Genomic DNA, 25,715 nt, shown 5'->3' on the forward strand with positions numbered 1-25,715 from the left:
ATAATGCCCCGGCACGGCCGCATGGCGGCGCGTGCGCCAACTGCCATGAGTTTCGACCACCTGCTCGTTTCGACCAAGTTCGCGCCTCCGCGGCTCGGATCCCGTTTCATCCGGCGCAAGCACCTGCTGGAGCACCTGCGCAATGCGCAGAAGGCCGCGCTGGTGCTCGTCACGGGCAGCGCGGGCTTCGGCAAGACGGTGCTGCTGGCCCAGTGGCGGCTGGAGCTGATGAAGGCCGGTGCCGCCGTGTCCTGGCTGTCGCTCAGCCATGACGAGCGCCAGCTGTTCCCGTTGGGCACGCACATGCTGGCGGCCTTCAAGCGCCTGGGAATTTCCGTCGAAGACGGCGTCCTGATCGACGGCGACGGCGTACGCACCGTGGACGCCCTGGCCGCACAGGCGATCAATGGGGCGGCCGCCGTGGGACGCGAGCTGTACCTGGTGATCGACGACTACCACCATGTCGAGGATCCGTGGGCCCACAAGCTGATGCAGAAGCTGCTCGACCACTGCCCGGACAACCTGCACATCGTGATCGCGTCGCGGGTGGCGCCGCCCCTGAACCTGGCCCGCTTGCGGGTGGGAGGGCGCGTCGACGAAGTCGGATTCACCGAGTTGCCCTTCGACATGGAAGAGACCCGCCTGTACTTCGAGCAGGGCCTGGCGGCCATGAAGCTCACCGCAGACGAGGTGCGCCTGATGCACGACCTGACCAACGGCTGGCCGGCGAGCCTGCAGCTGCTGGCCAGCATGCTCAAGAACCGGCCCTCCACCCGTGCGCGGCTGCACGACCTGAGCATGCATTCGATCGACCTGCAGGCCTATCTCGCCGAGGACGTGGTCGCTCACCTGCCGGGCGAGCTCAACGAGTTGCTGGAAGCGCTCTCCATCTGCCGGCGCTTCAACGCGGAACTGGCCGCAGTGATGACCGGCCACGCAGACGCGGACGCCATGATCAAGCGGGCCGAGGAGGAAAACCTGCTGATCTACCGCGTCGAGTCGGACGACAGCTCGCCCTGGTACCGGTTTCACCCGCTGTTCGGCGAGTTTCTCGCCTCGCGCCTGGCGCGCCGCGGCGCCGGCACGGTCAACGAACTCCATCGGCGCGCCAGTCGGTGGTTCGCCGACCGCGGCCTGCTGGTGGAAGCCGTCAGGCACGCCATCCGCGCCGGCGACCTCGAATTCGCGGTGGAGACGATCGAAAAGTCGGCACCGGAAACCTGGGGCCTGGCTTACATCAGCCCGATGCTGAATCTGCTGGAGCGCCTGCCGCAGGAGACGCTGTTCGCGCATCCGCAGCTGTTCCTGCTTGGATGCGTGACCTACTCGCTGACCGCGCGCCATACCAAGGCCGAGAGATGGGTCGCGGAACTGCGCAAGAGCGAGGCGGTGAGGAACCCGGCGATCTCGTCGCGGCTGGCCATCGCGGACGCCTGCATTGCCCTGCAACGCGATGACAGCCAGCGCACCATCGAGTTGCTGGAGCCGCTGCATGATGACGCGGGCGGCAGCCGCTTCCTGCGCTACGTGCAGGTGATCACGCTCGGGTCCGCGTATGCCGCGGCCGGCCGCTTTGCCGATGCGAACAAGCTGCTGGACGACAACCCCGTCCCGCTGGAGGACCGGAAGAACGACATGGCGCTGGTGGCCGACAGCACGCGGTCCCTGGTGCTGCTGATGGAAGGCCGCGTCCAGGAGGCGGCCCGGCTGGGTTCCACTCAACTCGCACGGGCCGAGGCCGCGCACGGCCGCCGGTCCATCTGCGCCAACTTCATCGCGAGCATGCTGGGCGACGCCTACTATGAGCTGGACCTGATCGACGAGGCGCGCGAGGTGCTGGCCAACCGGACGGGCATCCTGCAATCTTCCACGCCGGGCGTGATGCTGACGGCCAGCCTGGCCCGGGCGCGCCTGGACCTGCTGCAGAACTCGGCCGAGGCCGCGCTCGCGTTCCTGGACAGCTATGCGGCGCACTACCGCAGCCTGCGGCTGGACCGGCCGTACGCCTACATGCTGGCGGAGCAGGTTCGCATCCTGCTGGACCGGGACGAGCGCGCGCGGGCTGCGGAACTGGGCGCGAAACTGGATGACCTCGCCGCAGCCCACCGTGATGCCCGCGGCTTCCTGGCCGAGATCCCGGCCGTCGTGGCCTTGGCGCAGGCGCGCCTGGCGCTGGCTGAGAAGCTCTCGCAACAGGCGCTCGACCGTCTCGAGGTCGTTTGCGCGCATGCCGACCGCTACGGCCGGGGCCGCAACCGGGTGCTGGCCGACCTGCTCAAGGCCGTCGCGTTGGAGGAGTTGGGACGGCGCGAGGACGCGAGCGCTTCCCTCTTGCAAGCGCTGGAATCCGGCTCGCGCCTGGGTCTGGTCCGGACATTCCTGGATGAACGAGAGCGTGCCGGACGCCTGCTGGCGGCGCTCGCACCGCACCTGGGCGCGATGCAGGCGCCGCTGGCTGACTATTTGTCCATGCTGAGATCGCGCTTGGGCGGGTCCGCATCGGTGCCGGCTGCGCAGCGCGAGAGCGCCGCCCCGTTGGCCAAGGCCGATGTCAACCTCACGCCGCGCGAGGTGGAGATCCTGGGCCTCGTGTCCCAGGCCATGTCGAACAAGCGCATCGCGCTCACCTTGAACATCACGGTCGAAACCGTGAAGTGGAACATCAAGAACATCCTGGGCAAGCTGGGCGTGTCCAGCCGCTATGACGCGATGACCTGGGCGCGCAAGAACGGATTGATCGATTGATCGATTGGGCCCTGTCAACGGCCCTTGCCGCAACAAGGGGCTGCACGGTCCCTGCATTCACCCAAAAAGCTTAAGTCGCCCGCAAGTGACGCGGGCGCAAGTTCGCGCTCGCTTTGCCGGCATGTCTTGAGCGTCCGATCCTAGGGTTTCTCCAAGGTCGTCCCCCCCTTGAAAAGGGAGGGGAGGGGATTTCGCCTCCCCACTTATCGTTTGTCCGCACCGGTTGGGGGGTGGGGCCCTCGGCGGAGCGGACATTTAACAACGACTGAGGATGCGATCCATGGCGAGACTCTTTCCTGCGATGCCGGCCCTGCGGCGGCACGCAATTCAAGTGGCAGTCGCCGCGCTGTGCGCGGCTGCCGGCGGAGCCGGGGCGGTTGAATTCGACACCGGCAACGAGGACGTGACGGTGCGGTGGGACAACACCGTCCGGTACAACCTCGGCTACCGCGTCGAGGGGCAGAACCCGGCCATCATCGGCAACATCAACCTCGATGACGGCGACCGCAACTTCAAACGCCACAGCATCGTGACCAACCGGCTGGACTTGCTCAGCGAGTTCGACGTGGTCTACCAGAAGAAGTTCGGCGCGCGCGTGTCGGGAGCCGGGTGGTACGACCAGGCCTACGCCGGCGGCTTCGACAACACCAGTCTCGCCACCTCCAACCACATCGTCAACGGCCAGAAGGCCTTCGGCCTGAGCCCGTATGCCGACCGTTACTACCACGGCCTGTCGGGTGAGTTGCTAGATGCCTTCGTCTTCGGCAACTTCGACGTCGCCAATATGCCGCTGACGGTGCGTGCAGGACGCCACACCGTGAACTGGGGCGAAGGCCTGTTGTTGGGCGGGGCCATCCACGGCGTCACCTACGGCCAGGCGCCGCTGGACTACGGCAAGTCCGCCTCCACGCCCGGCACCGAAGCCAAAGAACTGTTCATGCCGCTCGCGCAGTTGTCGGCGCAGATGCAGGCCACTCCGGAACTGTCGCTGGCGGCCCAGTACTACCTGCAGTGGGCCTCCACCCGCATCATGGAAGGTGGCACCTACCTCGGCCCGGCCGACCAGTACTTCCTGGGCGGTGAAGCCGTCCTGCAGCCGCTGCCCAATGGTGCCGTGCTGACCGTGCCGCGCGCCGCGGACGTCAAGCCCAAGGACCGTGGCGATTGGGGCGTCGCTGCGCGCTGGAGCCCGCAGTGGCTGGACGGCACGATGGGCTTCTATTACCGGAACTTCACCGACAAGCTGCCGCAATCGGTCATCGGCCTCAACGGCGCGCTGCCGGCCAACTACAGGTTCACCTACGGCAGCGACATCGACCTCTACGGCCTGAGCCTGAGCAAGCAGATCGCCGGCGTGAGCATCGGTGCGGACCTGAACTACCGCAAGAACATGTCGCTGGCCACCGACTCGTTGGCCGTGCCGGCCACCCGCGTGATCGCCCCCGGCGAACTGGTGGGGCCGCGCGGCAACACCTGGCACGCCGTGGTCAACGCCATCGGCACGGCGCCTGCCACCCCGCTGTGGAGCAGCGCATCCTGGTCGGCCGAGTTCGCCTGGAACCGCTGGGACAAGGTCACCAGCGACCCGCTCAACAAGTTCAAGGGCCGCGCCGGCAACACGGCGCTGGACGCCGTCACCAAGGACTTCTACGGCATTGCCGTCAACTTCACGCCCACCTGGTACCAGGTGTTCCCGGGCGCCGACCTGTCCATGCCTCTCAGCTACTCGGTGGGTCTCAAGGGCAACTCCGCGGTACTGCTGGGCGGCAACGAGGACGCCGGCAGCTATTCGGTCGGACTGGCGCTGGACCTGTACAGCAAGTACCGATTCGACCTGAAGTACGTCGACTTCTTCGGCACGCTGATCGCGGCGGCCAACGGCGTGGTGCCGGCGCCGGCGACGGCGGTCGCGGGCGCCAACGGCCTGACGCCGCTGCTCAAGGACCGCGGCGCCCTCTACTTCACGTTCAAGACCACTTTCTAAGAGAGTTCCAGAAATGAAAAAACTCGCAACGGCAATGATTGGCGCGGGCCTGTTTGCCGCGCACCTCACCGCCCTGCACGCGGCGGTGACGGCCGATGAAGCCAAGCAGCTGGGCACCACGCTCACCGCGATCGGCGCGGAGAAGGCCGGCAACAAGGACGGCACGATCCCCGAGTACACCGGCGGCCTCACCACGGCGCCGGCCGGCTTCCAGAAGGGCAGTGCCGTCCGGCCCGACCCCTTCGCCAGTGAGAAGCCGCAGTTTTCGATCGACGCGAAGAACGTCGACCGCTACGGCGACAAGATGACCGAAGGCGCCAAGGCCCTGATGAAGGCCCGCCCGGACTGGCGCATGGACGTATACCGCACGCAGCGCACCGTGTCCGTTCCGAAGTTCGTCCTCGACAACACGGTGAAGAACGCCACGCGCGCGAAGCTGTCCGATGACGGCCTGAGCATGCGCGGTGCGCGCGCCGGCATTCCGTTCCCGATCCCCAAGAGCGGCAACGAGGTCATGCTCAACTACCTGGCGCGCTACCAGGGCATCTCGAACGTCATTCCGAAGTACACGGCCTACAACGTCGATGCCGCCGGCAAGCTGGTGATTTCGACCCAGGGCAGCTACCTGACCGAGAGCGTCTACTACGGCGACACGAAGGCGGACGAGCCGGTCTGGTTGAGCCGTGTGCGTGCCAACTACACCGGTCCGGCGCGCCGTGCCGGCGAGGCCGCCATGGTGGTGGACCCGATGAACTACTCGGAGAACGGCCGGCGCGCCTGGTCGTACCTGCCGGGGCAGCGCCGCGTGCGCCTGGCACCCGACCTGGCCTACGACACGCCCAATCCCAGCACCTCGGGCATGTCCACCTATGACGACACCAGCATGTTCAACGGCAAGCTGGACCGCTTCGAGTTCAAGCTGGTGGGCAAGAAGGAGGTCTACGTTCCCTACAACACCTACCGCTTCACGTTCAACGACAAGCCGGAAGACGTGTTCACGGCCAAGTTCATCAACCCCTCGGTGGTTCGCTGGGAACTGCACCGGGTGTGGGTGGTCGATGCGAAGCTGAAGGAAGGCCAGCGCCACGTCTATTCGCGCCGCACCTTCTACATCGACGAGGACAGCTGGCACGTGGTCGCCAGCGACCAGTACGACGGCCGCGGCCAACTGTGGCGCGCGGGCTTCAACTACCTGGCGCCCCTGTATGACGCGGGAACCATCAATGCCACGGCCAGTCACTACGACCTGATTGCCGGCACCTACTACGCCAACATCTGGCCGGGCGCCGGCGGCGTGAAGGTGATGGAGCAGCTCACGCCGGATACGTCGTGGACGGCCGACGCATTGGCGGGGCAAGGCGTCCGCTGATACCAGGCAGCAACCGCTGACAGCGCCGCGGCCAGAGCGCAACACGCTTGGGCCGCGGCGCTTGCATTTCCAGATCGACGTTCGCGAAAGCAAGCACGTGCGCAACAAACTGACCTTGGTCCAGATCGCCCTCTGGACCGCGACGCTCGCGGGTTCGGCCCTTGCCGAGCCCGTGTTCCAATCTCCCCTGGCACTGCCGGCCACCAAGAGCGAGCTGGCCATCCGGGCACCGCTGAATGCCGTTGCCATGGCCGGCCCGCGCCTGGTGGTGGCTGGCCAGCGCGGGCACATCCTGCACTCCGATGACGGCAAGACCTGGGCGCAGGCCGAGGTGCCCCTGAGCGCGGACCTGACGGCCTTGTCCTTCCCCACACCGAAGCTCGGGTGGGCCGTGGGCCACGAAGGCAGTGTGCTGCACACCGGCGACGGCGGCGCCAGCTGGCAAAGGCAGCTCGACGGCAAACGCATCGCCGATCTGTTGGCCAAGCACACCGGCCAGCCGGCCAACCCCGACCAGCCCCTGCTGGACGTGTGGTTCGAGAACGAGAAGCAAGGCTTTGCCATCGGCGCCTTCAACCTGATCCTGCGCACCGAAGACGGGGGCAAGAACTGGACGCCGTGGCTGGACCGCGTCGACAACCCCAAGGCGATGCACCTGTACGCCATCCGGCCGGCCGGTGGCACGCTGTTCATGGTCGGCGAGCAGGGCCTGGTGCTCAAGCTCGATCGCGAACGCCAGAGGTTTGTCCGCGTGGCGCTGCCTTACCAGGGCACGCTGTTCGGCGTGACCGGCAACGCCAACATGGCTGTCGTGTTCGGCCTGCGCGGCAACGCCTGGCGCACCACAGACGGCGGCGCCAGCTGGAGCAAGGTCGAGACCGGCGTAGCGGCGGGCATCAGCGGTGGCGTCGCGCGCGCCGACGGCTCGGTGGTGCTGGTCAGCCAGGCCGGCCAGGTGCTGCTCAGTCCGGACGACGGTGCCACCTTCCGCCGCATCCCCCTGCTCAACCCCGCGCCCGTATTCGCTCTGGCCGATGCCGGCAAGGGCCATGTGGCCATGGCCGGCCTCGGCGGCGTGCGCCTCGAAGAACTGAAGTGAAGTGAAGTGACATGGTGACGACGACCCACATCATCGACGACATGCCCGTGGTCCGCGAGTTGAAGGACTTCGATCGCGCCTCGGGCAACTGGCTGGAGCGGCTGGTGTTCAACCACCGCCTGTTCGTGGTCCTGGCCTGCGTGCTGGCCACGCTCGTGCTCGGCTGGCAGGCCACGCGCCTGACGCTGAACGCCGCGTTCGAGAAGACCATCCCGCAGCACCAGCCCTACATCAAGAACTTCCTCGACAACCGCAACGAGCTCAAGGGCCTGGGCAACTCGGTGCGGGTGGTGGTGGAGAACAAGGCCGGCGACATCTTCGAGCCGGCCTACCTGAAGGCCCTGCGGCAGATCAACGACGAGCTGTTCCTGACGCCCGGCGTGGACCGCGCCAACGTCAAGTCGCTGTGGATGCCGGTGGTGCGCTGGAACGAAGTGACCGAAGAAGGTTTCACCGGCGGCCCCGTCATGCCGGACAACTACTCCGGCTCGCCGCGGCAGATCGACCAGCTGCGACAGAACATCGCGCGCGCCCAGATCCTGGGCAGCCTGGTGGGCAACGACTACAAGTCCAGCATGATCATCGTGCCGCTGCTGGACAAGGATGCCAGCGGCAAGCCCCTGGACTACTGGGAACTCTCCAAGCGGCTGGAAGAGATTCGCGCCAAGCACGCCAAGGCCGGCGGCGCCGACGTCAACATCCGCATCGTCGGCTTTGCCAAGGTGGTGGGCGACCTGCTCGATGGGCTGGCGCAGATGGTGCTGTACTTCGCGGTGGCCGCCCTGATTGCCGCGGCCATCCTGTACGCCTGGACGCGTTGCGTGCGCTCGACGGCCCTGGTGCTGGCCTGCTCGCTGGTGGCGGTGCTGTGGCAGCTCGGGCTGGTCACGCTCTTGGGCTACCAGCTCGACCCGTACTCGATACTGGTCCCGTTCCTGGTGTTCGCCATCGGCGTGTCGCACGGCGCGCAGAAGATGAACGGCATCATGCAGGACGTGGGGCGCGGCACCCACCGGCTGGCGGCGGCGCGCTACACCTTCCGCCGCCTGTTCCTCGCGGGCCTGACGGCGCTGGCCGCCGATGCGGTGGGCTTTGCCGTCTTGATGCTGATCGACATCCCGGTGATCCAGGACCTGGCCATCACCGCCAGCCTCGGCGTGGCGCTGCTGGTGTTCACCAACCTGGTGCTGCTGCCCGTGATGCTCTCCTACACAGGGGTCAGCCCCACCGCGGCGGCACGCAGTCTGCGCGCCGAACAGCAACAGGCCGGCGGCACATGGACACTGCTGGAGCGCTTCACCGAGCGGCGCTGGGCGTTGGGAGCACTGGCCGTCTCTGCCATAGTGGCCGCAGCCGGCTTTGCGGTCAGCACCAAACTGAAGATCGGTGACCTCGACCCCGGCGCGTCCGAGCTGCGGCCCACCTCGCGCTACAACCGCGACAACGCCTACATCACCGGCAACTACTCGCTCTCGAGTGACCAGTTCGCGGTGATCGTCAAGACCAAGGCCGAGGGCTGCCTGGAGTACCCGACGCTGGTCGAAGCCGACCGCCTGGGCTGGGCGCTGCAGCAGGTGCCGGGCGTGCAGACCACCGTCTCGCTGGCCGATGCGGTGCGCAAGATCACCGCCGGCTCCTACGAGGGCAGCCCCAAGTGGCTGACCATCTCGCCCAACCAGGACGTGCTGAACTACGGCGCGCGCACGGCCGTCACCAGCAACCCCGACCTGTTCAACCGGGAGTGTTCGGTGATGCCGGTGATCGCCTACCTGGCCGACCACAAGGCCGAGACGCTGGAGCGCGTGGTCAAGGCCGCCGACGAATTCGCCGGCGCGCACAGCACGCCGGAGCGCCAGTTCCTGCTGGCCGCCGGCAGCGCCGGCATCGAGGCGGCCACCAACATCGTGGTCAAGCAGGCCAACGTCACCATGCTGCTGTACGTGTACGCGGCGGTGATCGTGCTGTGCCTCATCACCTTCCGCAGCTGGCGCGCGGTGATCGTGGCGGTGGTGCCGCTGGCCATCACCTCGATCCTATGCGAGGCGCTGATGGTGGCGCTGGGCATGGGGGTGAAGGTGGCGACGCTGCCGGTGATCGCGCTGGGCGTGGGCATCGGCGTGGACTACGCCTTGTACCTGCTGAGCATCCAGCTGGCGCAGCAGCGCGCCGGGGCATCGCTGGCCAGCGCCTACCGCCACGCGCTGCGCTTCACCGGCAAGGTGGTGGCGCTGGTGGGCGTGACGCTGGCTGCCGGTGTGATCACCTGGGCCGCCTCGCCGATCAAGTTCCAGGCCGACATGGGGATCCTGCTGACCTTCATGTTCGTCTGGAACATGCTCGGCGCGCTGGTGCTGATTCCGGCGCTGTCGCACTTCCTGTTGCCCAGGGTGGCCGTCGCGCATCGCGAACGCCAGCGTGAAGTGGCCATGGCCTGAAGGAACGAATGATGAGACTCGTGAAATTGCTGGCGGCATCGCTGGCCGCCGCCGCCTGCGTCCAAATCCCAGCGCAGGCCCAGACTCCCGTGTCGGACCAGGAGGTGTCGGACGCCTATGTCTACCTTCTCGGGCGCCTGCTGGTGCTGCGTCAGCAAAAGCAGGACTTCGAGCGGGAGAGCCGCCAATGGAACAAGCTGTACCACCGCGAGCCGGGCGGTGTCCTCTGGGTCAATCCCAGCCTGGACGTGGTGTACAGCGAAGCCTGGGTGGCGGTGGACGAGAGGACTTGCGTCGGCCTCGAAATCCCGCCGATCACCGGGCGCTACTACACCTGGCACATGCTGAACGGCTGGGGCGAGACGGCGCTCAACATCAATGAGCGTACCTTCCCCCAGCATCCTTCTGGTCAGTACGCGCTGTGCCTGAAGGGTGCGCAGGCCAAGGTTCCGGCCGGTGCCTTGCGCATCGACCTGCCCAGCAAGACCGCTTTCGTGCTGGCAAGGGTGGAGCTCGGCAAGGACCCGAAGGAGGCGACGCGCCTGCAGCACCTGATGAAGCTGACGCCGCTGGGTGAGCCCAAGATCGATCCGCCGCCGGCGCTGCAGTTCTCCGGCGGGCCTTTCCTGGGTGCCGAAGCTTTCGACAACGCATCGGCGGTGCTGGCGAGCGAAGCGGACATCAATCCGGGCATGGAGCCGCTGCAGGCGCTGGTGCCGCGCGTGGAGGCGCTGGTGCGCTCCGGTGCCGAAGGCCGTGCACGCGTCGAGAAGGTGATCCGGGATCAGGCCGTGCCTGCTTTCCAGAAGCAGCGCGTGGCCCTGGGGACCATGCGCGACGGCTGGTTCGGTCCCACCGTCGGCAACTACGGCAGCAACTACCGGCTGCGCACGGCGACCAATGTGAGCGGCATCTGGGCCAACAATGCCGGTGAGTACTCCGCCTTCGTGGCCCGCGGGCTGGATGGCGATGCGGTCTACACGCAGACCTACGCGAAGGACAGGCTTCCGGGGGACCGGGTGCGCTATTTCTGGTCCGTCACGGCGGTCGATGCGCAGCAGTACCTGGTCATTCCCAACCCCTTGGGGCGCTACCTGCTCAACCAGCAGTCGCCGCTGAAGTACAACGACGACGGCTCGCTGACGCTGGTATTTGCCTCGCGCAAGCCCGACGGCTATCCCGAGTCGAACTGGTTGCCGACGCCTGCCGGCGCCAGGTTCAATCTCACCTACCGCATGTACGGGCCAATCCAGGAGGTGCAGGAAGGGCGCTATTTCCCACCGCCGGTGCTGAAAGTGCAATGAACCGTTTCATCCGGCTGGGGATGACGAACGTCCTGCTTACCCGTGCCGCGCTCCCCCTCCAAAAACGGGGGGATTGCGTTGGGTGCGCTGCGTAACCTGACAGGGTTGAGTCAAGCCGGACCGCACAGGCGAAGCCCGGCAGATTGACCAGAGGAAAGAGACAACATGATCGTTCAGCAACCCACCGAAGACCAGCGCCTCGCGGTCGAAAGCTTCCGCAAGTTCCTGCAATCGGAGATCCGCCCGATCGCCAGGGAGTACCGCGACCGCCACATTCCCAAGGAAAAGATGCGCGAGATCCTGCAGGCGACCGCCGAATTCGGCCTGCCGGGCGCGACCGTTGCCGTGGAGCACGGCGGCATGGGCCTGTCGATGGTCACCGAGGCGATGCTGTTCGAGGAACTGTGCGCCGTGTCCGTGGACATCGGCCTGTGCGTGATGATCAACAAGGGCATGGCACTGACGCTGTCGGAACTGCCCGAGTCGCAGTGGCACCTGCGCGACCGCTATCTGCCCGACATGGTCGCCGGCCGGGCTTTCGCGGGCTTCTGCATCAGCGAACCCGACGTCGGATCGAATGTCGCCGACATCAAGGTCGCCGCGCGCCGGGACGGCGACCATTTCATCATCAACGGCGAGAAGACCTGGATTTCCAACGGGCACTACGCCGATTTCGTGTTCGTCACGGCCAAGACCGGCCCCAAGGAACTGTCACACATCCTGGTCGACCGGAAGGAGCACGGTTTCGAGTCGCGCAATATCGACAAGATCGCGCTCAACGGCCAGTCCACCGCGCAGGTGTTCTTCAGCGACACGCGCGTGCCCGTCACCAACATCATCTGGGAGGAGGGCAATGCGCTCAAGAACACCATGAAGGTGTTCGAGAAGGCGCGCGCCAACGTGGGCATGCTGTCGGTTGGCCTGATGCGCGCCGCGCTGGAAGCATCGGTCGCCTACTCCCGGGAGCGCAAGCAGTTCGGCAAGCCGATCGCCGCGCACCAGCTGGTCGCGGCCAAGATCGCCGAGATGGGTACTGCGCTCGATGCCGCCCGGTTGCTATGCTATCGCGCGTTCTCGATGATGGATGCCGGCATCCGCTGCGATATCCAGTCGTCCATGGCCAAGCTGTTCGCGACCGAGGCCGCGGTCAAGGTCTGCCGCGACGCGGTCCAGCTGCACGGCGGCAACGGGCTGACCAAGGAGTTCGATGTCGAGCGGCTGGCGCGCGAAGCTATCGTGATTCCGATTCCTGACGGCACCTCGGAGATCCAGAAGCTGGTGATCTCGCGCGGCCTGACCGGCATTGCCGCCTTCGTGTGAGCCCGTGGCTGAGGACGCCCTCCTGTACCAGAAGGCCGGCAAGACAGCGCTCATCACGCTGAACCGGCCCCGGCACAAGAACGCATTGGATGCGGCCTTGGGGCGGGAGCTGCTTGCGGCCCTGCAGGCTGCGCGCGACGATGCCGAAGTGCGGTCGCTGGTGCTGACGGGCGCCGGCGGTGACTTCTGCAGCGGAGCCGACCTGAAAGACGATCAGGCGCCGGGCGAGAAGGCATTCGCCGGGCGCAACGTGGTGCTGGGCTTCCACCGCTGGTTCTCCGAGCTCATGGATTTCGAGAAGCCGGTGATCGCCGCGGTCGACGGTTTCGCGGCCGGCGCCGGGATGTCCGTCGCCCTGGCCGCCGATTTCGTGATCGCCACGCCACGGGCGCGGCTGGTGGCCAGCTTCGCCCGGATCGGCCTGATCCCGGACCTGTCGCTGCTCTACCTGCTGCCGCGCCTGGTCGGGCTGGCGCGGGCCAAGGAGATCGTGTTCTCGGCTCGCCAGATCGACGCCGATGAGGCGCTGGCCATGGGCCTGGTGCAGGCAGTGGTCCCCGCCGAGCGCCTGCGGGAGACGGCGCTCGAATACGCCGCGCGCTTCGACCAGGCGCCCACGCAGGCGCTGGGGCTGGCCAAGAGCATCCTCAACCGGGCATTCGAAACCGACCGGCATGCACTGACCCAGCTGGAGGCCGCCGTGCAATCGATGTGCGGCGCCAGCGACTATCACGCGGAGGCGGTTCGACGCTTCCGTTCCCGCGAAGCGCCCCTGTTCACCGGGGCGGCTCGCGCGTAGTGTTCTGAAGAATCAAGGAGAGATTGATGACAAGCAAAGTGGTTGTGGCCGGCGTCGGCATGATCCCGTTCAAGAAGCCGGGCCAGAGCGAAACCTATCCGGTGATGGGCGCGCAGGCCGCGCGCCTGGCGCTGGCCGATGCCCGCGTGGGCTACGAGTCGATCCAGCAGGCTTACGCATCGTTCATCTACGGCGATTCGTGCAGCGGCCAACGCGCGCTGTACGACGTGGGCGTGACGGGGATTCCGATCTTCAACGTCAACAACAACTGCTCGAGCGGCTCCAGCGCGATCTACCTGGCGCGCCGGGCGATCGCGAGCGGCGAGGCCGATATCGTGCTGGCCCTGGGCTTCGAGCAGATGAATCCGGGCGCGCTCGGGACCAACTTCCCGGACCGGCCGGACGCGACGGGACGCTTCATGGAGGAATGCGACCGATTGCTCGGCCTGTCGGACATTCCGCCCGCACTGCGCATCTTCGGCGGCGGCGGCCTGGAGCACATGCGGCGCTTCGGCACGCCGATGGAAACCTTCGCCAAGATCCGCGCCAAGGCCAGCCGGCATGCCGCCAACAACCCGATGTCGGTGTTCCGCAAGGTGGTGACCACCGAGGAGGTGATGGCCGACCCGGTGATGTGGCCGGGCGTCATGACGCGGTTGATGGCCTGTCCGCCCACCTGCGGCGCGGCGGCCGTTGTGCTGTGCAGCGAGGACTATGCGAAGAAGCACGGACTGGACACGCGGGTGTGGATTGCGGCGCAGGCGATCACGACCGACGGCCCTGAGACCTTCGGGTCGGGCGACATGCGCCACCTGGCCGGCTTCGGCATGTCACGCGCCGCGGCGAACAAGGTCTATGAAGCCGCCGGGATCGGCGCCGAGGACGTGGACGTGGTGGAACTGCACGACTGCTTCGCGCACAACGAGCTGCTCACCTACGAAGCGCTGAGCCTGTGCCCGGAAGGCGGCGCGCAGAAGTTCGTCGATGACGGCGACAACACCTATGGCGGCCGCTATGTGGTCAATCCCTCGGGCGGATTGCTGTCCAAGGGCCACCCGATCGGCGCCACCGGCCTGGCGCAATGCACCGAGCTGGTCCAGCAGCTGCGCGGCCAGGCCGACAAGCGCCAGGTCGAAGGCGCGCGGGTTGCCGTGCAGCACAACGTGGGCATTGGCGGCGCGGCCGTCGTGACCATGTACCGCAACTGATCCAGGGACCGCGATGGACTTTCGACCCGATCCCAGCCTGGATGCATTCCGCCGCGAAGTGCGGGAGTTCCTCGAGGGACTGCCGGCCGAGCTGCGCAACCAGCCGCGCAGCACGCGCTCCAAACCGGCCGAGGTGAGGCTCTGGCAACAGACCCTGCACGCGCGCGGCTGGGGCGCGCCCTACTGGGCGAAGGAACACGGCGGCGCCGGCTGGTCGCTTTCGCAGATGCTGGTGTTCGACGAGGAATGCGCCGCGGCCGGCACGCCGACCGTGGACGGTTTCCTGCACAAGCTGCTCGGCCCGGTGCTCAACCAGTTCGGGACACCGGAGCAGCGCGCCGCACACGTGCTGCCTTCGCTGCGTGGCGAGCGCCTGTGGTGTCAGGGCTTCTCGGAGCCGGGCTCGGGATCCGACCTGGCCTCGCTGCGCACGCGCGCGGAGATCGGTGGCGACCACTATGTGGTCAACGGCCAGAAGATCTGGACCAGCTACGCGCACGAGTCCGACTGGATCTTCTTGCTGGTGCGCACCGACGCGAACGTCAAGAAGCAGTCCGGCATCAGCTTCCTGCTGGTGGACATGAAGACGCCCGGCATCACGGTGCGTCCGATCCGCAGCATCGACGACTTCCATCACCTGAACGAGACCTTCTTCGACAGCGTGCGCGTCCCTGTGGCCCAGCGCGTCGGCGAGGAAGGCGGCGGCTGGAGCATCACCAAATTCCTGCTGAACAACGAGCACGCCAGCGCCGCCGAGCTGCCTTCGCTCAAGCGCTACATGTCCGAGTTGCACCGGCTGGCCGATGCCCAGCACTTGCGCGAGCGGCCCGAGTTTGCGCTGAAGCTGGCGCGCCTGGAAGCTGAATTGCAGGCGATAGCGATGATGGTGCAACGTGTGACGGCGCTGGAACAGGCGCACGACCCGGCGGCCCTCACGCTGGGTTCCATGCTGAAGATCCGCGGCACCGAACTGCAGCAACGGCTGACCGAGGCGCATGTGGAAGCGCTGGGCGACTACGGCGCGGTGGCTTACCCGCACCCCGAACTGGAGTCCAACGCCCGCTTCCCGGGCCAGGATGCCGCCCGGGGTTTGGCCAACGACATGTTCTTCCGTCGCGCTTCGACCATCTACGGCGGCACCAGCGAAGTGCAGCGCGGCATCATCGCCAAGCTGCTGTTCCAGCTTTGACCCACGCAATTTAGGTATGGACTTCTTTCTGAGTTCGGAACAGCAGCTGCTCCAGGACAGCGTGCGCCGCTTCATCGACAAGGCATTTGGCTTCGAGGCACGCGCCGCGCTGGTCAAGCAAGGGCAGGGCGGCAGTGCCGGGCACTGGCGCACCTTCGCCGACAACGGCTGGCTGGCTGCCGCGCTGCCCGAAGAGTTCGGCGGCCTGGGCGGCTCGCTGGTCGACACTGCCCTCATTGCCCACGAGTTCGGACGCGGCCTGGTGATCGAGCCGTTCATCGGCTGCGCGGTGCTCGCCGCGCAGGTCCTGGTGGCCGGCGGCACGGCGGCGCAGAAGGACCGTTGGTTGGCGTCGCTGGCCGACGGCTCGCGCCGCATCGCGCTGGCCTACAGCGAACCCGCCTCGCGGGGCATGGCCCTGCCGGTCATGCTGCGGGCTGAGCGCCGGGAGGGCGGCTACGCGCTTCACGGCGTCAAGTCGCTGGTGCTCGGGGCGAGTGGCGCCGATGCTTTCATCGTGTCGGCGCAGGTGCCGGGGACCGAGGGCATCACGCTGTTCCTGGTCGAGGGGAAGGCGCCCGGCCTGGACCGCCAGGAACTGCCGCTGCATGACGGCAGCCAGGCTCAGGAGCTGGTGTTTGACGGCGTTCACGTCGGCGCCGATGCACTGCTGGGCGAGCCGGGCGCGGGGCTGCCGGCGCTGCAGGCCGGCCTGGCCCACGGCACCGTGGCGCTGTGCGCAGAGCTGGTTGGCGCGATGGAGAAGGCGATCGAAGTGACGGCTGACTACCTCAAGACCCGCAAGCAGTTCGGCGTGCCCATCGGCACCTTCCAGGCGCTCCAGCATCGGCTGGCCGACATGGCCGCCGAGATGGAAGTGGCGCGCTCGATGCTGCATGCGGCACTGGCATCGGTGGTGAACGACGAAGCGCCCACACGGCAGAAGACGCTGTCGGCCGCCAAGGCGTTGATCGGCCGCGCCGCGAAGATCGTTTGCGGCCAGGCGATCCAGCTGCACGGCGGCATCGGCATGACCGAGGAATACCTGGTGGGGCACTACTTCAAGCATGCGGTGGTGGCGGACCTTTTGCTGGGTTCCAGCGAGCGCCATGAAGCGGCGAATGCGGCTGCCCTGGCTGCCACCGTGCGGAAGTGAAGAAGGAATGACAAAACCTGCAACCGGCCCGCTCGCGGGACTGCGCATCCTGGAGATCTACGGCATCGGTCCGGGGCCCTTCTGCGGCATGCTGCTCGCAGACATGGGCGCCGACGTGGTCGTGGTCGACCGAATGCAGCTGGGCCCGGAAGACATCGACGTGGGCAAGTTCGCGGTCACGAACCGCGGCAAGCGCTCCATCATGCTGGACCTCAAGACGGCGGAGGGCGTGGAGACGCTGCTGAAGCTGGTTGAGAACTGCGACGCCATGATCGAGGGCATGCGTCCGGGGGTCATGGAGCGACTGGGAATCGGGCCCGAGGTATGCCTGGCGCGCAATCCGCGCCTGGTGTATGGCCGCATGACGGGCTGGGGGCAGACCGGCCCCCTCGCTCCGGCGGCCGGCCACGACCTCAACTACATCGCCTTGTCGGGCGCGCTGTGGTACGCGAGCGAGCCGGGGCAGCCGCCGATCACCCCGCCCAGCCTGCTGGGCGACGTCGGCGGCGGGGCGCTGTACCTGGCGCTGGGCCTGCTCGCGGCGATCATGAGCGCGCGCGCCACCGGCGAAGGCCAGGTGATCGACGCGGCCATCGTGGACGGCAGCGCCAACATGATGAACCTGGTGCTGGGCCTGAAAGCGGCGGGCGCGTTCGCCAACGAACGCGGCCGCAGCCTGCTCGATGGCCCGCACTGGTACCGCACCTACCGCTGCGCGGACGGCAAGTTCGTGAGCGTGGGCGCGCTCGAGCCGCGGTTCTACCGCCTGCTGATCGAAAAGATGGGGCTGGCAGGCGACCCCCTGTTCGCGAACCCGCGTGATGCCCAGGCCTGGCCGCTACTGCACAAGCAGTTCACCGAGATCTTCGCGACGCGCACGCGCGACGAGTGGTGCGCGCTGCTGGAAGGCTCGGATGCCTGCTTCGCGCCGGTGCTCGACCCGGACGAGGCGGCCGATCATCCGCACATGGCCGCGCGCGGCGTGTACAGCCGCATCGACGGCGTGCTGCAGGCCAATCCGGCACCGCGCTTTTCCCGCACGCCGGCGCAGGCCGGCAGCGTGCCGGGCCGGGGCCAGCACCAGCAGGCGGTGCTGGACGAATGGTTGCAAGGGCGCTGACTGTCCCGCATCGCATTCAACCCGGCGCGCTGCCGGGACTGCTGATTCGGCGCGAGCAGGCCGCCGGCCGCCGGTTCGAAACCAAGACAAGGAGACATACATGCAAGACGGCGACAAGCCGACCCTGCTGCACCGCTTCGTGCACCTGGAGGGTACCCAGCCCGAAGCCATCTACTTCACGCAGCCGTATCCCGATGGATCGGTCGTCGACTACAGCTGGCGGGAGGTCGGAAACCAGGCCCGGCGCATGGCCGCCTACCTGCGATCCCTCCAACTGCCGCCCGCAAGCGCCATCGCTATCGTGGGCAAGAACAGCGCCCACTGGATCATGGCCGACCTGGCGATCTGGATGGCCGGGCACGTGTCCGTGCCGCTGTATTCCACCATGGGCACGCAGATGGCCCGATACATCTTCGAGCACTGCGAACCCAGGCTGCTGTTCGTGGGCAAGCTCGACGGCAAGACCGACGGCTGGAACGAGATCCGCATGGCGATCCCGGAAGGCATGCCGCTGGTCGGTCTGCCGATGTCGCCAGTTTCTGGTGCGCGCGATGTGCCGCAGTGGGACGAGATCACCGCGCGCTCCGAGCCGATCCAGGACATTCACCAGCCCGAACCGGGCGACCTGGCGACCATCATCTACACGTCCGGGACCACGGGCGCGCCCAAGGGCGTCATGCACAGCTTCGGCGGGATGATGGCCTATGCGCTGGGCGCGGGCGAATTCTGCCGCATGACCCCCCGGGACCGCATGCTGTCCTACCTGCCGCTCGCCCACGCGGCTGAGCGCGCCTTCGTTGAAGCGAATTCGCTGTGCCACGGCGTGCACGTGTACTTCTCGGACAGCCTGGAGACCTTCGCGCAGGACCTGCAGCGGGCCCGGCCGACGCTGTTCATTTCCATGCCGCGGCTGTGGACCAAGTTCTACGGCGCGGTGTGCGCGAGGCTGCCGCTGCGCAAGCAGAAGCTGCTGTTCGCGCTGCCGATCGTGTCAGGGCTGTTCAGGAAGAAGATCCTCAGGCTGCTCGGGCTCGATGCCGTCAGGATTGCCTTCACGGGCTCGGCCCCGCTGGCGCCCGAGATCACCGGGTGGTACCGATCGCTGGGACTGGAATTGCTGGACGTCTACGGCATGAGCGAAGACTTCTGCTGGTCGCACTACAGCCGGCCGGGCCTGGTGCGCATGGGCTATTCCGGTCAGACCCTGCCCGGCGTGGAGCGGCGCATCGACGACAACGGCGAGATCCTGATCAAGTCGATCACGGGCATGATGGGCTACTACAAGCAGCCCGAGCTCACCGCGCAATGCATGACGGCGGACGGCTTCTTTCGCACCGGCGACCGCGGCGAGGTGGACGAGATCGGCCGCCTGAAGATCACCGGGCGCGTGAAGGACATCTTCAAGACCAGCAAGGGCAAGTACATCGCGCCGGCGCCGATCGAAAACCAGCTCACGCACCCCATGGTCGAAGCAGTGTGCGTCGCTGGCGCGGCGCAGGACCAGCCCTTCGCGCTGGCGATGCTGTCGGTCGACGGCAGAAAGCAGCTGCTGGACCTGCAAGGCAAGCTGACGCTGACTGCCGAGCTCGAGACCATGCTGGAGCACGTGAATGCCGCGCTGGAGAAGCATGAAAAGCTCGACTACCTGGTGGTCGTGAACGAGCTCTGGTCCGCCGACAACGGTTTCCTGACGCCGACCATGAAGATCAGGCGCAACGCCATCGAGGAGCGGTACGTGAGCAAGGTAGCGCAGTGGGCCGCGGCCGGCGCGAAAGTCGTCTTCGATCGCTGATCGAGCTTATGAAGGAACGGACGCGTCGCGAAGGACCGGGTGAAATGATGAACAACAGGATGAACCTGCGGGCGAATCGGGTGCTGGCGGCTTGCGCCCAGGCCTTCGTGCTGGCCTCGACCTGCGCCGCCGCCGCTTTTCTGCCGGCCGGGGCCCAGGCACAGGACTCGGCGCAGAGGCCGGGTGAGGGCGTGCCGGACGCCGTCCCGGTCACGGCCGACAACTTCAGTCGCGCCGAAACCGACCGCTACATGGCACTGGTCGCCAAAGGCGGTGCCCTGGGCAAGTTCGGTCACGACCGGCTGCTGCGCGGCCTTGAGAGGCGCGTGATCCGGCCCAACCGCGACACCTTGTACTCGAGCGCCGTCTTCGACCTCGACGCCGGGCCGGTGACGATCACGCTGCCCGACGCCGGTCCGCGCTTCCGGTCGCTGCAGGCGATCGACCAGGACCACTATGTGCACGCGGTGGTCTACGACGCCGGCCGCTACGTCTTCACGCGCGACAAGGTCGGCACCCGCTATCTGCTGGTCGGGGTGCGCACGCTGGTCGATCCGAACGACGCCAAGGATCTGGAACAGGCTCACAGGCTGCAGGACGCAATCCAGGTCGAGCAGGCCAACCCCGGGCGTCTCGAGTTGCCGCGTTGGGACACAGCGGGTCTGAACAAGGTGCGCGACGCGCTCAAGGTGCTGGGCGCCACCGTGCCGGACGCCAAGGGCATGTTCGGCGCCAAGGGCCAGGTCGATCCGATCCATCACCTGATCGGAACGGCGATCGCCTGGGGCGGCAATCCCGAGAAGGACGCCAGCTATCTCAACGTCACGCCGCGCCGGAACGACGGCAGTACCGTGCACCGGCTGGTGGTCAAGGATGTTCCGGTCGATGCCTTCTGGTCGATCACCGTCTACAACGCCGAGGGCTATTTCGACCCCAATCCGCAGGGCAGCTACTCGCTCAACAATTTCACGGCGAAACGCGAGAAGGATGGTGCCATCGTCGCGCAGTTCGGCGGCTGCGAGGGTCAGGTGGCCAACTGCCTGCCGATCGCTGCCGGCTGGAACTACCTGGTGCGGTTCTATCGTCCGCGCCCCGAGGTCCTGAACGGTTCCTGGAAGTTTCCGGAAGCCCAGCCCGTGCGCTGAGTCTCCTGCTCCTTCCCCCACCGGGGGAGGGAGCAATCGCCCCCTCTAAAAACGGGGGGCAGGACGGGGGCCCATTTCCGCAAACTGACGTTCATTCAGGCCGCAATGTCAATCGGCCAAGGAGATATGGATGAGCGTTGAGTTTGATGTGAAAAATTCGGTCGGCTGGGTCACGCTCGCCCGGCCGCAGGCGATGAACGCCTTGAGCCGCGAGATGGTCGATGCGATGACCGGCAAGCTGCAGGCCTGGCGCGATGATCCGGCCGTGCGCGTGGTGGTGGTCACCGGCACCGGCAAGGCTTTTTCCGCCGGCGCCGATCTCAAGCAGGCGGGCGCTCCCGCCGCCCCGGGCGAGCCGGACTTCCTCGATGCGATCGTGACGTTTTTCAACCTGCTGCGGGCCTATCCCAAGCCGGTGATCGCTGCGGTCAACGGCATGGCGCTGGCTGGTGGTCTCGAAACCGTGATGTGCTGCGACATCGTGCTGGCCGCGCAGAGCGCGCGCTTCGGCGATGCACACTCCAACTTCGGTGTGTTCCCGGGCGGCGGCGGTGCCGCGGTGCTGCCGCGCAAGGCGCCGGCCAACGTCGCGAAGTACCTGCTGTTCACCGGCGACGCGCTGCCGGCCGAGGACATGAAGACCTGGGGCCTGGTCAACGAAGTCGTTGCCGATGCGGAGCTGACGGCGCGCGCGCAGGCGCTCGCCGAGAAGCTCGCGAAGAAGAGCCCCGTCGTGTTGTCGCGCATGAAGCGGGTGGCCAATGAGGCGGCCGACAAGTCGCAGGCCGATGCGCTGCGCGACGAGGTACTGGAACTGCGCAACCACCAGCGTTCCTGGGACATCCAGGAAGGCCTGCGCGCCTTTGCCGAGAAGCGCGAGCCCCAGTTCAGGGGCTATTGATCCCCACGCAAGGAACAAGGAACATGGAAAACATCTACATCGTCGGCGCCGCCATGACGCCCTTTGGCCGCCACATGGACAAGAGCGTCAAGCAGCTCACCGCCTGGGCGGTGGAAGACGCGCTCAAGGACGCCAACTGCGACCGCAAGGCCATCCGCGCTGCCTTCTTCGGCAACACCACCCAGGGCCACTTCGACGGCCAGCACATGATCCGCGGCCAGGTGGCGCTGCTGCCGCTGGGCATCGAGGGCATTCCCATCTTCAACCTGGAGGGCGCCTGCGCCTCTTCCAGCCACGCCTTCAACCTGGCCGTCAACCAGCTGCGGGCGGGCGCTGCCGATGTGGCGCTGGCCGTCGGCGCCGAGAAGATGTACACGAGCGACAAGGCCAAGATGTTCTCGTGCTTCGAATCGGCCTGGGACCTTGAGACCTTCGAGGCCAACAAGGGCTACCTGGCGGACATGGGCAAGGGCATAGCTCCTCCGCCCGGCTCGCAGTCCGACAAGCCCTACAGCCCCTTCATGGACGTCTACGCGGCGCTGGGCCGCGGCCTGATGGAGCGTTTCGGCATCACCCAGCGCCAGCTGGCGGTGGTGGCCTCCAAGAACCACGGCCATTCGGTGCACAACGAGCGTTCGCAGTACCGCATGCCGATGACGGTGGAGTCCATCCTGTCGGCCCCGCCCATCACCTACCCGCTGACGCTGCCGATGTGCTCGCCGATCTCCGACGGCGCCGCCGCGGCGATCCTGTGCACCGAATCGGCGCTGAAGAAATACGGCTTCGACCGCAGCCGCGCGGTGCGCGTGCTGGCCTCCGTCGTTCGTTCCGCCTCGGCGCGCGCAGCCGACGACCACGACAATGGCTGCACCCACCAGGCGGCCAAGGCGGCGTTCGAGCAGGCCGGCGTCGCCCCGTCCGAGATCAACGTGGCTGAGGTGCACGACGCCACCGCCATCGGCGAGCTGATCGCGTTCGAGGCCATCGGCCTGCGCGAGCCGGGCGCCAGCGGCGAGCTGGCTGAGCGCGGCGAAACCACCATTGGCGGCTCCATCCCGGTGAACCCCTCGGGCGGCCTGGAGTCCAAGGGCCATCCCATCGGCGCCACCGGCCTGGGCCAGATCTTCGAACTGGTCGGGCAGTTGCGCGGCGAGTGCGGCGCGCGCCAGGTGCAGGGTGCGCGGCTGGCGCTGCAGGGCAACGGCGGCGGCCTCTGGCGCGTCGAAGAAGCCACCGAACACATCGGCATCTTTGGCCGCGCCTGAAGGAATCCTGGATGAAAAGCTACGAGACCCTCGCCGACCTCCAGCCGCTGGTTGGTGAAAACATCGGCACCAGCGACTGGATCCAGATCGACCAGGACCGCATCAACAAGTTCGCCGACGCCACCGGCGACCACCAGTGGATCCACGTCGACGTGGATCGTGCCAAGACGGGTCCGTTCGGCGCGCCGATCGCGCACGGCTTCCTCACGCTGAGCCTGATGTCGGCCTTCTTCGGCACCGGCTTCGAGATACGCAAGAGCACCATGGGCGTCAACTACGGGCTGAACAAGGTGCGCTTCATCCAGCCGGTGCCGGTGGGCAGCCGCGTGCGCGGCCAGTTCAAGCTGCTGGCATGGGACGCCATCGAGGGCGGCGCGCAACTGACGATCGAAGTGGCCATGGAAATGGAGGGTTCCTCCAAGCCCGTGTGCGTCGCCGAATCGATCACGCGCCGCTTCTAGGTTTTTCTCCTTCCCCTTCCGGGGGAAGGTGGGGATGGGGGCGCTTGCTGAGGCCGCAGCGCCCCCACCCCAGCCCTCCCCCGGTGGGGGAGGGAGAAGAGCTTGTCTTTTTGATTTTTTGCTGAAGGTATTGAGATGACGATTCGATTTGACGGCCGGGTGGCCATCGTGACGGGTTCCGGCAACGGTCTGGGCCGCGTGCACGCGCTGGAACTGGCGCGCCGTGGCGCCAAGGTGGTGATCAACGATTTCGGCGGCGGCCGTGACGGCACCGGCGGCTCCTCCGAAGCCGCGCTCAAGGTGGTGGAGGAGATCCGCGCCGCCGGCGGCACCGCGATCGCCAACGGCGCCAACGTCTGCGACTTCGAGCAGGTGCAGGCCATGGTCGCCCAGGCCAAGGCCGAGTTCGGCCGCGTCGACGTGCTGGTCAACAACGCCGGCATCCTGCGCGACAAGACCTTCTCCAAGATGGAAATGGCCGACTTCCGCGCCGTGCTGGACGTCCACCTGATGGGCTCGGTGCACTGCACCAAGGCCGTGTGGGAAGTCATGCGCGAGCAGAACTACGGCCGCATCCTGATGACGACCTCGGCCTCGGGCCTGTTCGGCAATTTCGGCCAGTCCAACTACGGCGCCGCCAAGATGGCGCTGGTCGGCCTGATGCACATGCTCACCATCGAAGGCGCGAAGAACAACATCCGCGTCAACACCATTGCCCCGATGGCCGCCACCCGCATGACCGAAGACGTGCTGCCTGCGGCCATGCTGGACGCGATCAAGCCCGAGCAGGTCACGCCCGCCGCGCTGTTCCTGGTGAGCGAGGATGCGCCCACCAAGACCACGCTGTCGGCCGGCGGCGGCGCGTTCTCCGCCGCCCGCATCGAGGACACCGCGCCGGTCTACCTGCCGCCGGCGGAATGCACGGTCGAGGGCGTGGCGGCACGCTTCGCCCAACTCACCGACTGGAGCACGGCCCGCGCCTACGAGAACTCCACGGTGCAGGTGGGGGCCCTGATCGAGGCCGCCATGAAGGGCATGAAGGCCTGATCCCCCAGCTGTCCATGACCGATACATCGACCGCATTCCTGAGCGAACAGGAGATCATGATCCGCGACTCCGCGCGGAAGGTCGCGCAGGAGGTGGTCGCGCCCACGGCCGCCGAGCGCGACCGCACGGCGGCCTGGCCGCGCGCGGAGCTCAAGACCGTGGGCGAAACCGGCTTCCTCGGCATGCTCGTGCCCGAGAAGGACGGCGGATCGGGGGCCAGCTTCGTCGAGTACTGCCTGGCCATCGAGGAATTCTCGGCCGCCGACACCGGCTTTGCCACGGCGATCCACGTCCATAACTCGGCGGGCTTCATGCTGGCCCGCAATGGCAGCGAGGAACAGAAGCGCCGTTACCTGCAGGCGTTGGCCAGCGGCGAGCGCATTGGCGCATTCCTGCTGACCGAGCCGCACGCGGGCTCCGATACCGCGGCGTTTCGCACCTCCGCACGGCGCGACGGTGGCCACTACGTCCTCAACGGCAGCAAGCAGTTCATCTCGAACGGCAACGAGGCCGGCCTCGGGTTCGTCCTGGCCGTCACCGACAAGAACGCCGGCAAGAAGGGCAGCAGCCTGTTCATCGTCGACCCGGCCGAACCGGGTTACCAGGTGGCGCGGGTGGAGCACAAGCTCGGACAGCGGTCCGCGCATGTCGCGCAGATCCTGCTGGACGAATGCCGGGTGCCGGCCGACCACCTGGTCGGCGGCGAAGGCGACGGCTACAAGATGATCATGGGCTCGCTCTCGGAAGGACGGGTCGCCATCGCGGCCGTGGCGGTGGGCACGGCGCGCGCCGCGCTGGAAGCAGCGGTGAAATACGCGAAGGAACGCCAGGCCTATGGCGCGCCCATCTTCAACCTGCAAGGCGTGAGCTTCGACCTGGCCGACATGGCGACCAGGGTGGAGGCGGCGCGCCAGCTGTACCTGCATGCCGCGCGGCTGTGCCATGCCGGCATCCGCTGCGACAAGGAAGCCGCGATGGCCAAGCTGTTCGCCAGCGAGATCGCCGAGCAGGTCTGCTCGGACGCCCTGCAGATCCACGGCGGCTACGGCTACCTGAACGACTTCCCGGTGGAGCGCTACTACCGCGATGTGCGGGTGACCAAGATCTACGAGGGCACCAGCCACATCCAGAAGATGATCATCGCGCGCAGCCTGGCCTGATCCAGGAGCTCCCGTGCGGCTCGATGCTTCGCTTGCGTCGGTGGTCACCGGCGGCGCCTCGGAACTCGGGGCGGCGAAGGCCCGGCGCGTGTCACGGGGCGCGGCGTCCGGGCGGCGATAATCGTTCCTGAGGTGACAGGGTGGAGAGCTCGCTTCCACCCTGTCACCACCACTTGCACGATTTCCTGCTTGTCGACACTTGTCGGCGCCAACCAC

General features: G+C 67.1%; 19 protein-coding genes. All 19 read left to right on the forward strand.

Annotation, left to right across the window (positions count from 1 at the left end):
• The first annotated feature begins 45 nt into the window (after nucleotides 1-45).
• The 19 genes from UC35_RS16490 to UC35_RS16580 all read left to right on the forward strand — a co-directional run bounded on the left by UC35_RS16490 (nucleotide 46) and on the right by UC35_RS16580 (nucleotide 25,499).
• Nucleotides 46-2,745 (forward strand): LuxR C-terminal-related transcriptional regulator, encoded by a 2,700-nt coding sequence (locus UC35_RS16490; RefSeq protein WP_061501589.1) that lies wholly within the window; start codon nucleotides 46-48, stop codon nucleotides 2,743-2,745.
• Nucleotides 2,746-3,025: 280 nt separating this feature from the next.
• Complete coding sequence (locus UC35_RS16495; protein ID WP_227820352.1) at nucleotides 3,026-4,729, forward strand: DUF1302 domain-containing protein; 1,704 nt, start codon at nucleotides 3,026-3,028, stop codon at nucleotides 4,727-4,729.
• A gap of 13 nt (nucleotides 4,730-4,742) precedes the next feature.
• On the forward strand, nucleotides 4,743-6,098 hold the full coding sequence (locus UC35_RS16500; RefSeq protein ID WP_061501592.1) for a DUF1329 domain-containing protein: 1,356 nt from the start codon (nucleotides 4,743-4,745) through the stop codon (nucleotides 6,096-6,098).
• A gap of 97 nt (nucleotides 6,099-6,195) precedes the next feature.
• The gene (locus UC35_RS16505) at nucleotides 6,196-7,197 is read left to right on the forward strand and encodes a WD40/YVTN/BNR-like repeat-containing protein (protein ID WP_061503886.1); all 1,002 of its coding nucleotides are present in this window, start codon (nucleotides 6,196-6,198) and stop codon (nucleotides 7,195-7,197) included.
• An 11-nt stretch (nucleotides 7,198-7,208) separates the two neighbouring features.
• A complete protein-coding gene (locus tag UC35_RS16510) occupies nucleotides 7,209-9,632 on the forward strand; it encodes an efflux RND transporter permease subunit (RefSeq protein WP_061501594.1) in 2,424 nt (807 codons plus the stop codon).
• A gap of 11 nt (nucleotides 9,633-9,643) precedes the next feature.
• On the forward strand, nucleotides 9,644-10,936 hold the full coding sequence (locus UC35_RS16515) for a DUF1214 domain-containing protein (protein WP_227820353.1): 1,293 nt from the start codon (nucleotides 9,644-9,646) through the stop codon (nucleotides 10,934-10,936).
• A 165-nt stretch (nucleotides 10,937-11,101) separates the two neighbouring features.
• Nucleotides 11,102-12,256 carry an acyl-CoA dehydrogenase family protein gene (locus tag UC35_RS16520; RefSeq protein ID WP_061501598.1) on the forward strand — a complete coding sequence of 385 codons (1,155 nt, stop codon included), beginning with the start codon at nucleotides 11,102-11,104 and terminating at the stop codon, nucleotides 12,254-12,256.
• A gap of 4 nt (nucleotides 12,257-12,260) precedes the next feature.
• The gene (locus UC35_RS16525; protein ID WP_061501601.1) at nucleotides 12,261-13,055 is read left to right on the forward strand and encodes an enoyl-CoA hydratase/isomerase family protein; all 795 of its coding nucleotides are present in this window, start codon (nucleotides 12,261-12,263) and stop codon (nucleotides 13,053-13,055) included.
• 26 nt (nucleotides 13,056-13,081) lie between these two features.
• Nucleotides 13,082-14,263 (forward strand): lipid-transfer protein, encoded by a 1,182-nt coding sequence (locus tag UC35_RS16530; RefSeq protein ID WP_061501603.1) that lies wholly within the window; start codon nucleotides 13,082-13,084, stop codon nucleotides 14,261-14,263.
• Between the two features lie 13 nt (nucleotides 14,264-14,276).
• Entirely contained in the window at nucleotides 14,277-15,452 is a 1,176-nt protein-coding gene (locus UC35_RS16535; protein WP_061501606.1) for an acyl-CoA dehydrogenase family protein, read from the forward strand.
• Nucleotides 15,453-15,468: 16 nt separating this feature from the next.
• The gene (locus UC35_RS16540) at nucleotides 15,469-16,608 is read left to right on the forward strand and encodes an acyl-CoA dehydrogenase family protein (protein WP_061501608.1); all 1,140 of its coding nucleotides are present in this window, start codon (nucleotides 15,469-15,471) and stop codon (nucleotides 16,606-16,608) included.
• A gap of 7 nt (nucleotides 16,609-16,615) precedes the next feature.
• Complete coding sequence (locus tag UC35_RS16545) at nucleotides 16,616-17,728, forward strand: CaiB/BaiF CoA transferase family protein (protein WP_061503887.1); 1,113 nt, start codon at nucleotides 16,616-16,618, stop codon at nucleotides 17,726-17,728.
• A gap of 100 nt (nucleotides 17,729-17,828) precedes the next feature.
• The gene (locus UC35_RS16550) at nucleotides 17,829-19,520 is read left to right on the forward strand and encodes an AMP-binding protein (RefSeq protein ID WP_061501611.1); all 1,692 of its coding nucleotides are present in this window, start codon (nucleotides 17,829-17,831) and stop codon (nucleotides 19,518-19,520) included.
• 44 nt (nucleotides 19,521-19,564) lie between these two features.
• Complete coding sequence (locus UC35_RS16555) at nucleotides 19,565-20,665, forward strand: DUF1254 domain-containing protein (RefSeq protein ID WP_321572371.1); 1,101 nt, start codon at nucleotides 19,565-19,567, stop codon at nucleotides 20,663-20,665.
• A 130-nt stretch (nucleotides 20,666-20,795) separates the two neighbouring features.
• Nucleotides 20,796-21,566 (forward strand): enoyl-CoA hydratase/isomerase family protein, encoded by a 771-nt coding sequence (locus tag UC35_RS16560; RefSeq protein WP_061501613.1) that lies wholly within the window; start codon nucleotides 20,796-20,798, stop codon nucleotides 21,564-21,566.
• 23 nt (nucleotides 21,567-21,589) lie between these two features.
• Entirely contained in the window at nucleotides 21,590-22,831 is a 1,242-nt protein-coding gene (locus UC35_RS16565; RefSeq protein WP_061501616.1) for a thiolase family protein, read from the forward strand.
• An 11-nt stretch (nucleotides 22,832-22,842) separates the two neighbouring features.
• Nucleotides 22,843-23,292, forward strand: a complete 450-nt coding sequence (locus UC35_RS16570) for a MaoC family dehydratase (protein ID WP_061501618.1) — start codon at nucleotides 22,843-22,845, stop codon at nucleotides 23,290-23,292.
• A gap of 135 nt (nucleotides 23,293-23,427) precedes the next feature.
• Complete coding sequence (locus UC35_RS16575; protein WP_061501619.1) at nucleotides 23,428-24,339, forward strand: SDR family NAD(P)-dependent oxidoreductase; 912 nt, start codon at nucleotides 23,428-23,430, stop codon at nucleotides 24,337-24,339.
• A 14-nt stretch (nucleotides 24,340-24,353) separates the two neighbouring features.
• A complete protein-coding gene (locus UC35_RS16580; RefSeq protein ID WP_061501620.1) occupies nucleotides 24,354-25,499 on the forward strand; it encodes an acyl-CoA dehydrogenase family protein in 1,146 nt (381 codons plus the stop codon).
• Nucleotides 25,500-25,715: the final 216 nt, after the last annotated feature.

Origin of the sequence: Ramlibacter tataouinensis (genome assembly GCF_001580455.1) — a bacterium.
In the GTDB taxonomy this organism is placed as follows: Bacteria; Pseudomonadota; Gammaproteobacteria; order Burkholderiales; family Burkholderiaceae_C; genus Ramlibacter; species Ramlibacter tataouinensis_B.

Coding starts and splice junctions, on each gene's coding strand:
- UC35_RS16510 (WP_061501594.1), top strand. CDS start 7,209: ATGGTGACGACGACCCACATCATCGACGACATGCCCGTGGTCCGCGAG.
- UC35_RS16540 (WP_061501608.1), top strand. CDS start 15,469: ATGGACTTCTTTCTGAGTTCGGAACAGCAGCTGCTCCAGGACAGCGTG.
- UC35_RS16555 (WP_321572371.1), top strand. CDS start 19,565: ATGATGAACAACAGGATGAACCTGCGGGCGAATCGGGTGCTGGCGGCT.
- UC35_RS16545 (WP_061503887.1), top strand. CDS start 16,616: ATGACAAAACCTGCAACCGGCCCGCTCGCGGGACTGCGCATCCTGGAG.
- UC35_RS16535 (WP_061501606.1), top strand. CDS start 14,277: ATGGACTTTCGACCCGATCCCAGCCTGGATGCATTCCGCCGCGAAGTG.
- UC35_RS16530 (WP_061501603.1), top strand. CDS start 13,082: ATGACAAGCAAAGTGGTTGTGGCCGGCGTCGGCATGATCCCGTTCAAG.
- UC35_RS16560 (WP_061501613.1), top strand. CDS start 20,796: ATGAGCGTTGAGTTTGATGTGAAAAATTCGGTCGGCTGGGTCACGCTC.
- UC35_RS16580 (WP_061501620.1), top strand. CDS start 24,354: ATGACCGATACATCGACCGCATTCCTGAGCGAACAGGAGATCATGATC.
- UC35_RS16550 (WP_061501611.1), top strand. CDS start 17,829: ATGCAAGACGGCGACAAGCCGACCCTGCTGCACCGCTTCGTGCACCTG.
- UC35_RS16490 (WP_061501589.1), top strand. CDS start 46: ATGAGTTTCGACCACCTGCTCGTTTCGACCAAGTTCGCGCCTCCGCGG.
- UC35_RS16515 (WP_227820353.1), top strand. CDS start 9,644: ATGAGACTCGTGAAATTGCTGGCGGCATCGCTGGCCGCCGCCGCCTGC.
- UC35_RS16520 (WP_061501598.1), top strand. CDS start 11,102: ATGATCGTTCAGCAACCCACCGAAGACCAGCGCCTCGCGGTCGAAAGC.
- UC35_RS16500 (WP_061501592.1), top strand. CDS start 4,743: ATGAAAAAACTCGCAACGGCAATGATTGGCGCGGGCCTGTTTGCCGCG.
- UC35_RS16570 (WP_061501618.1), top strand. CDS start 22,843: ATGAAAAGCTACGAGACCCTCGCCGACCTCCAGCCGCTGGTTGGTGAA.
- UC35_RS16565 (WP_061501616.1), top strand. CDS start 21,590: ATGGAAAACATCTACATCGTCGGCGCCGCCATGACGCCCTTTGGCCGC.
- UC35_RS16495 (WP_227820352.1), top strand. CDS start 3,026: ATGGCGAGACTCTTTCCTGCGATGCCGGCCCTGCGGCGGCACGCAATT.
- UC35_RS16575 (WP_061501619.1), top strand. CDS start 23,428: ATGACGATTCGATTTGACGGCCGGGTGGCCATCGTGACGGGTTCCGGC.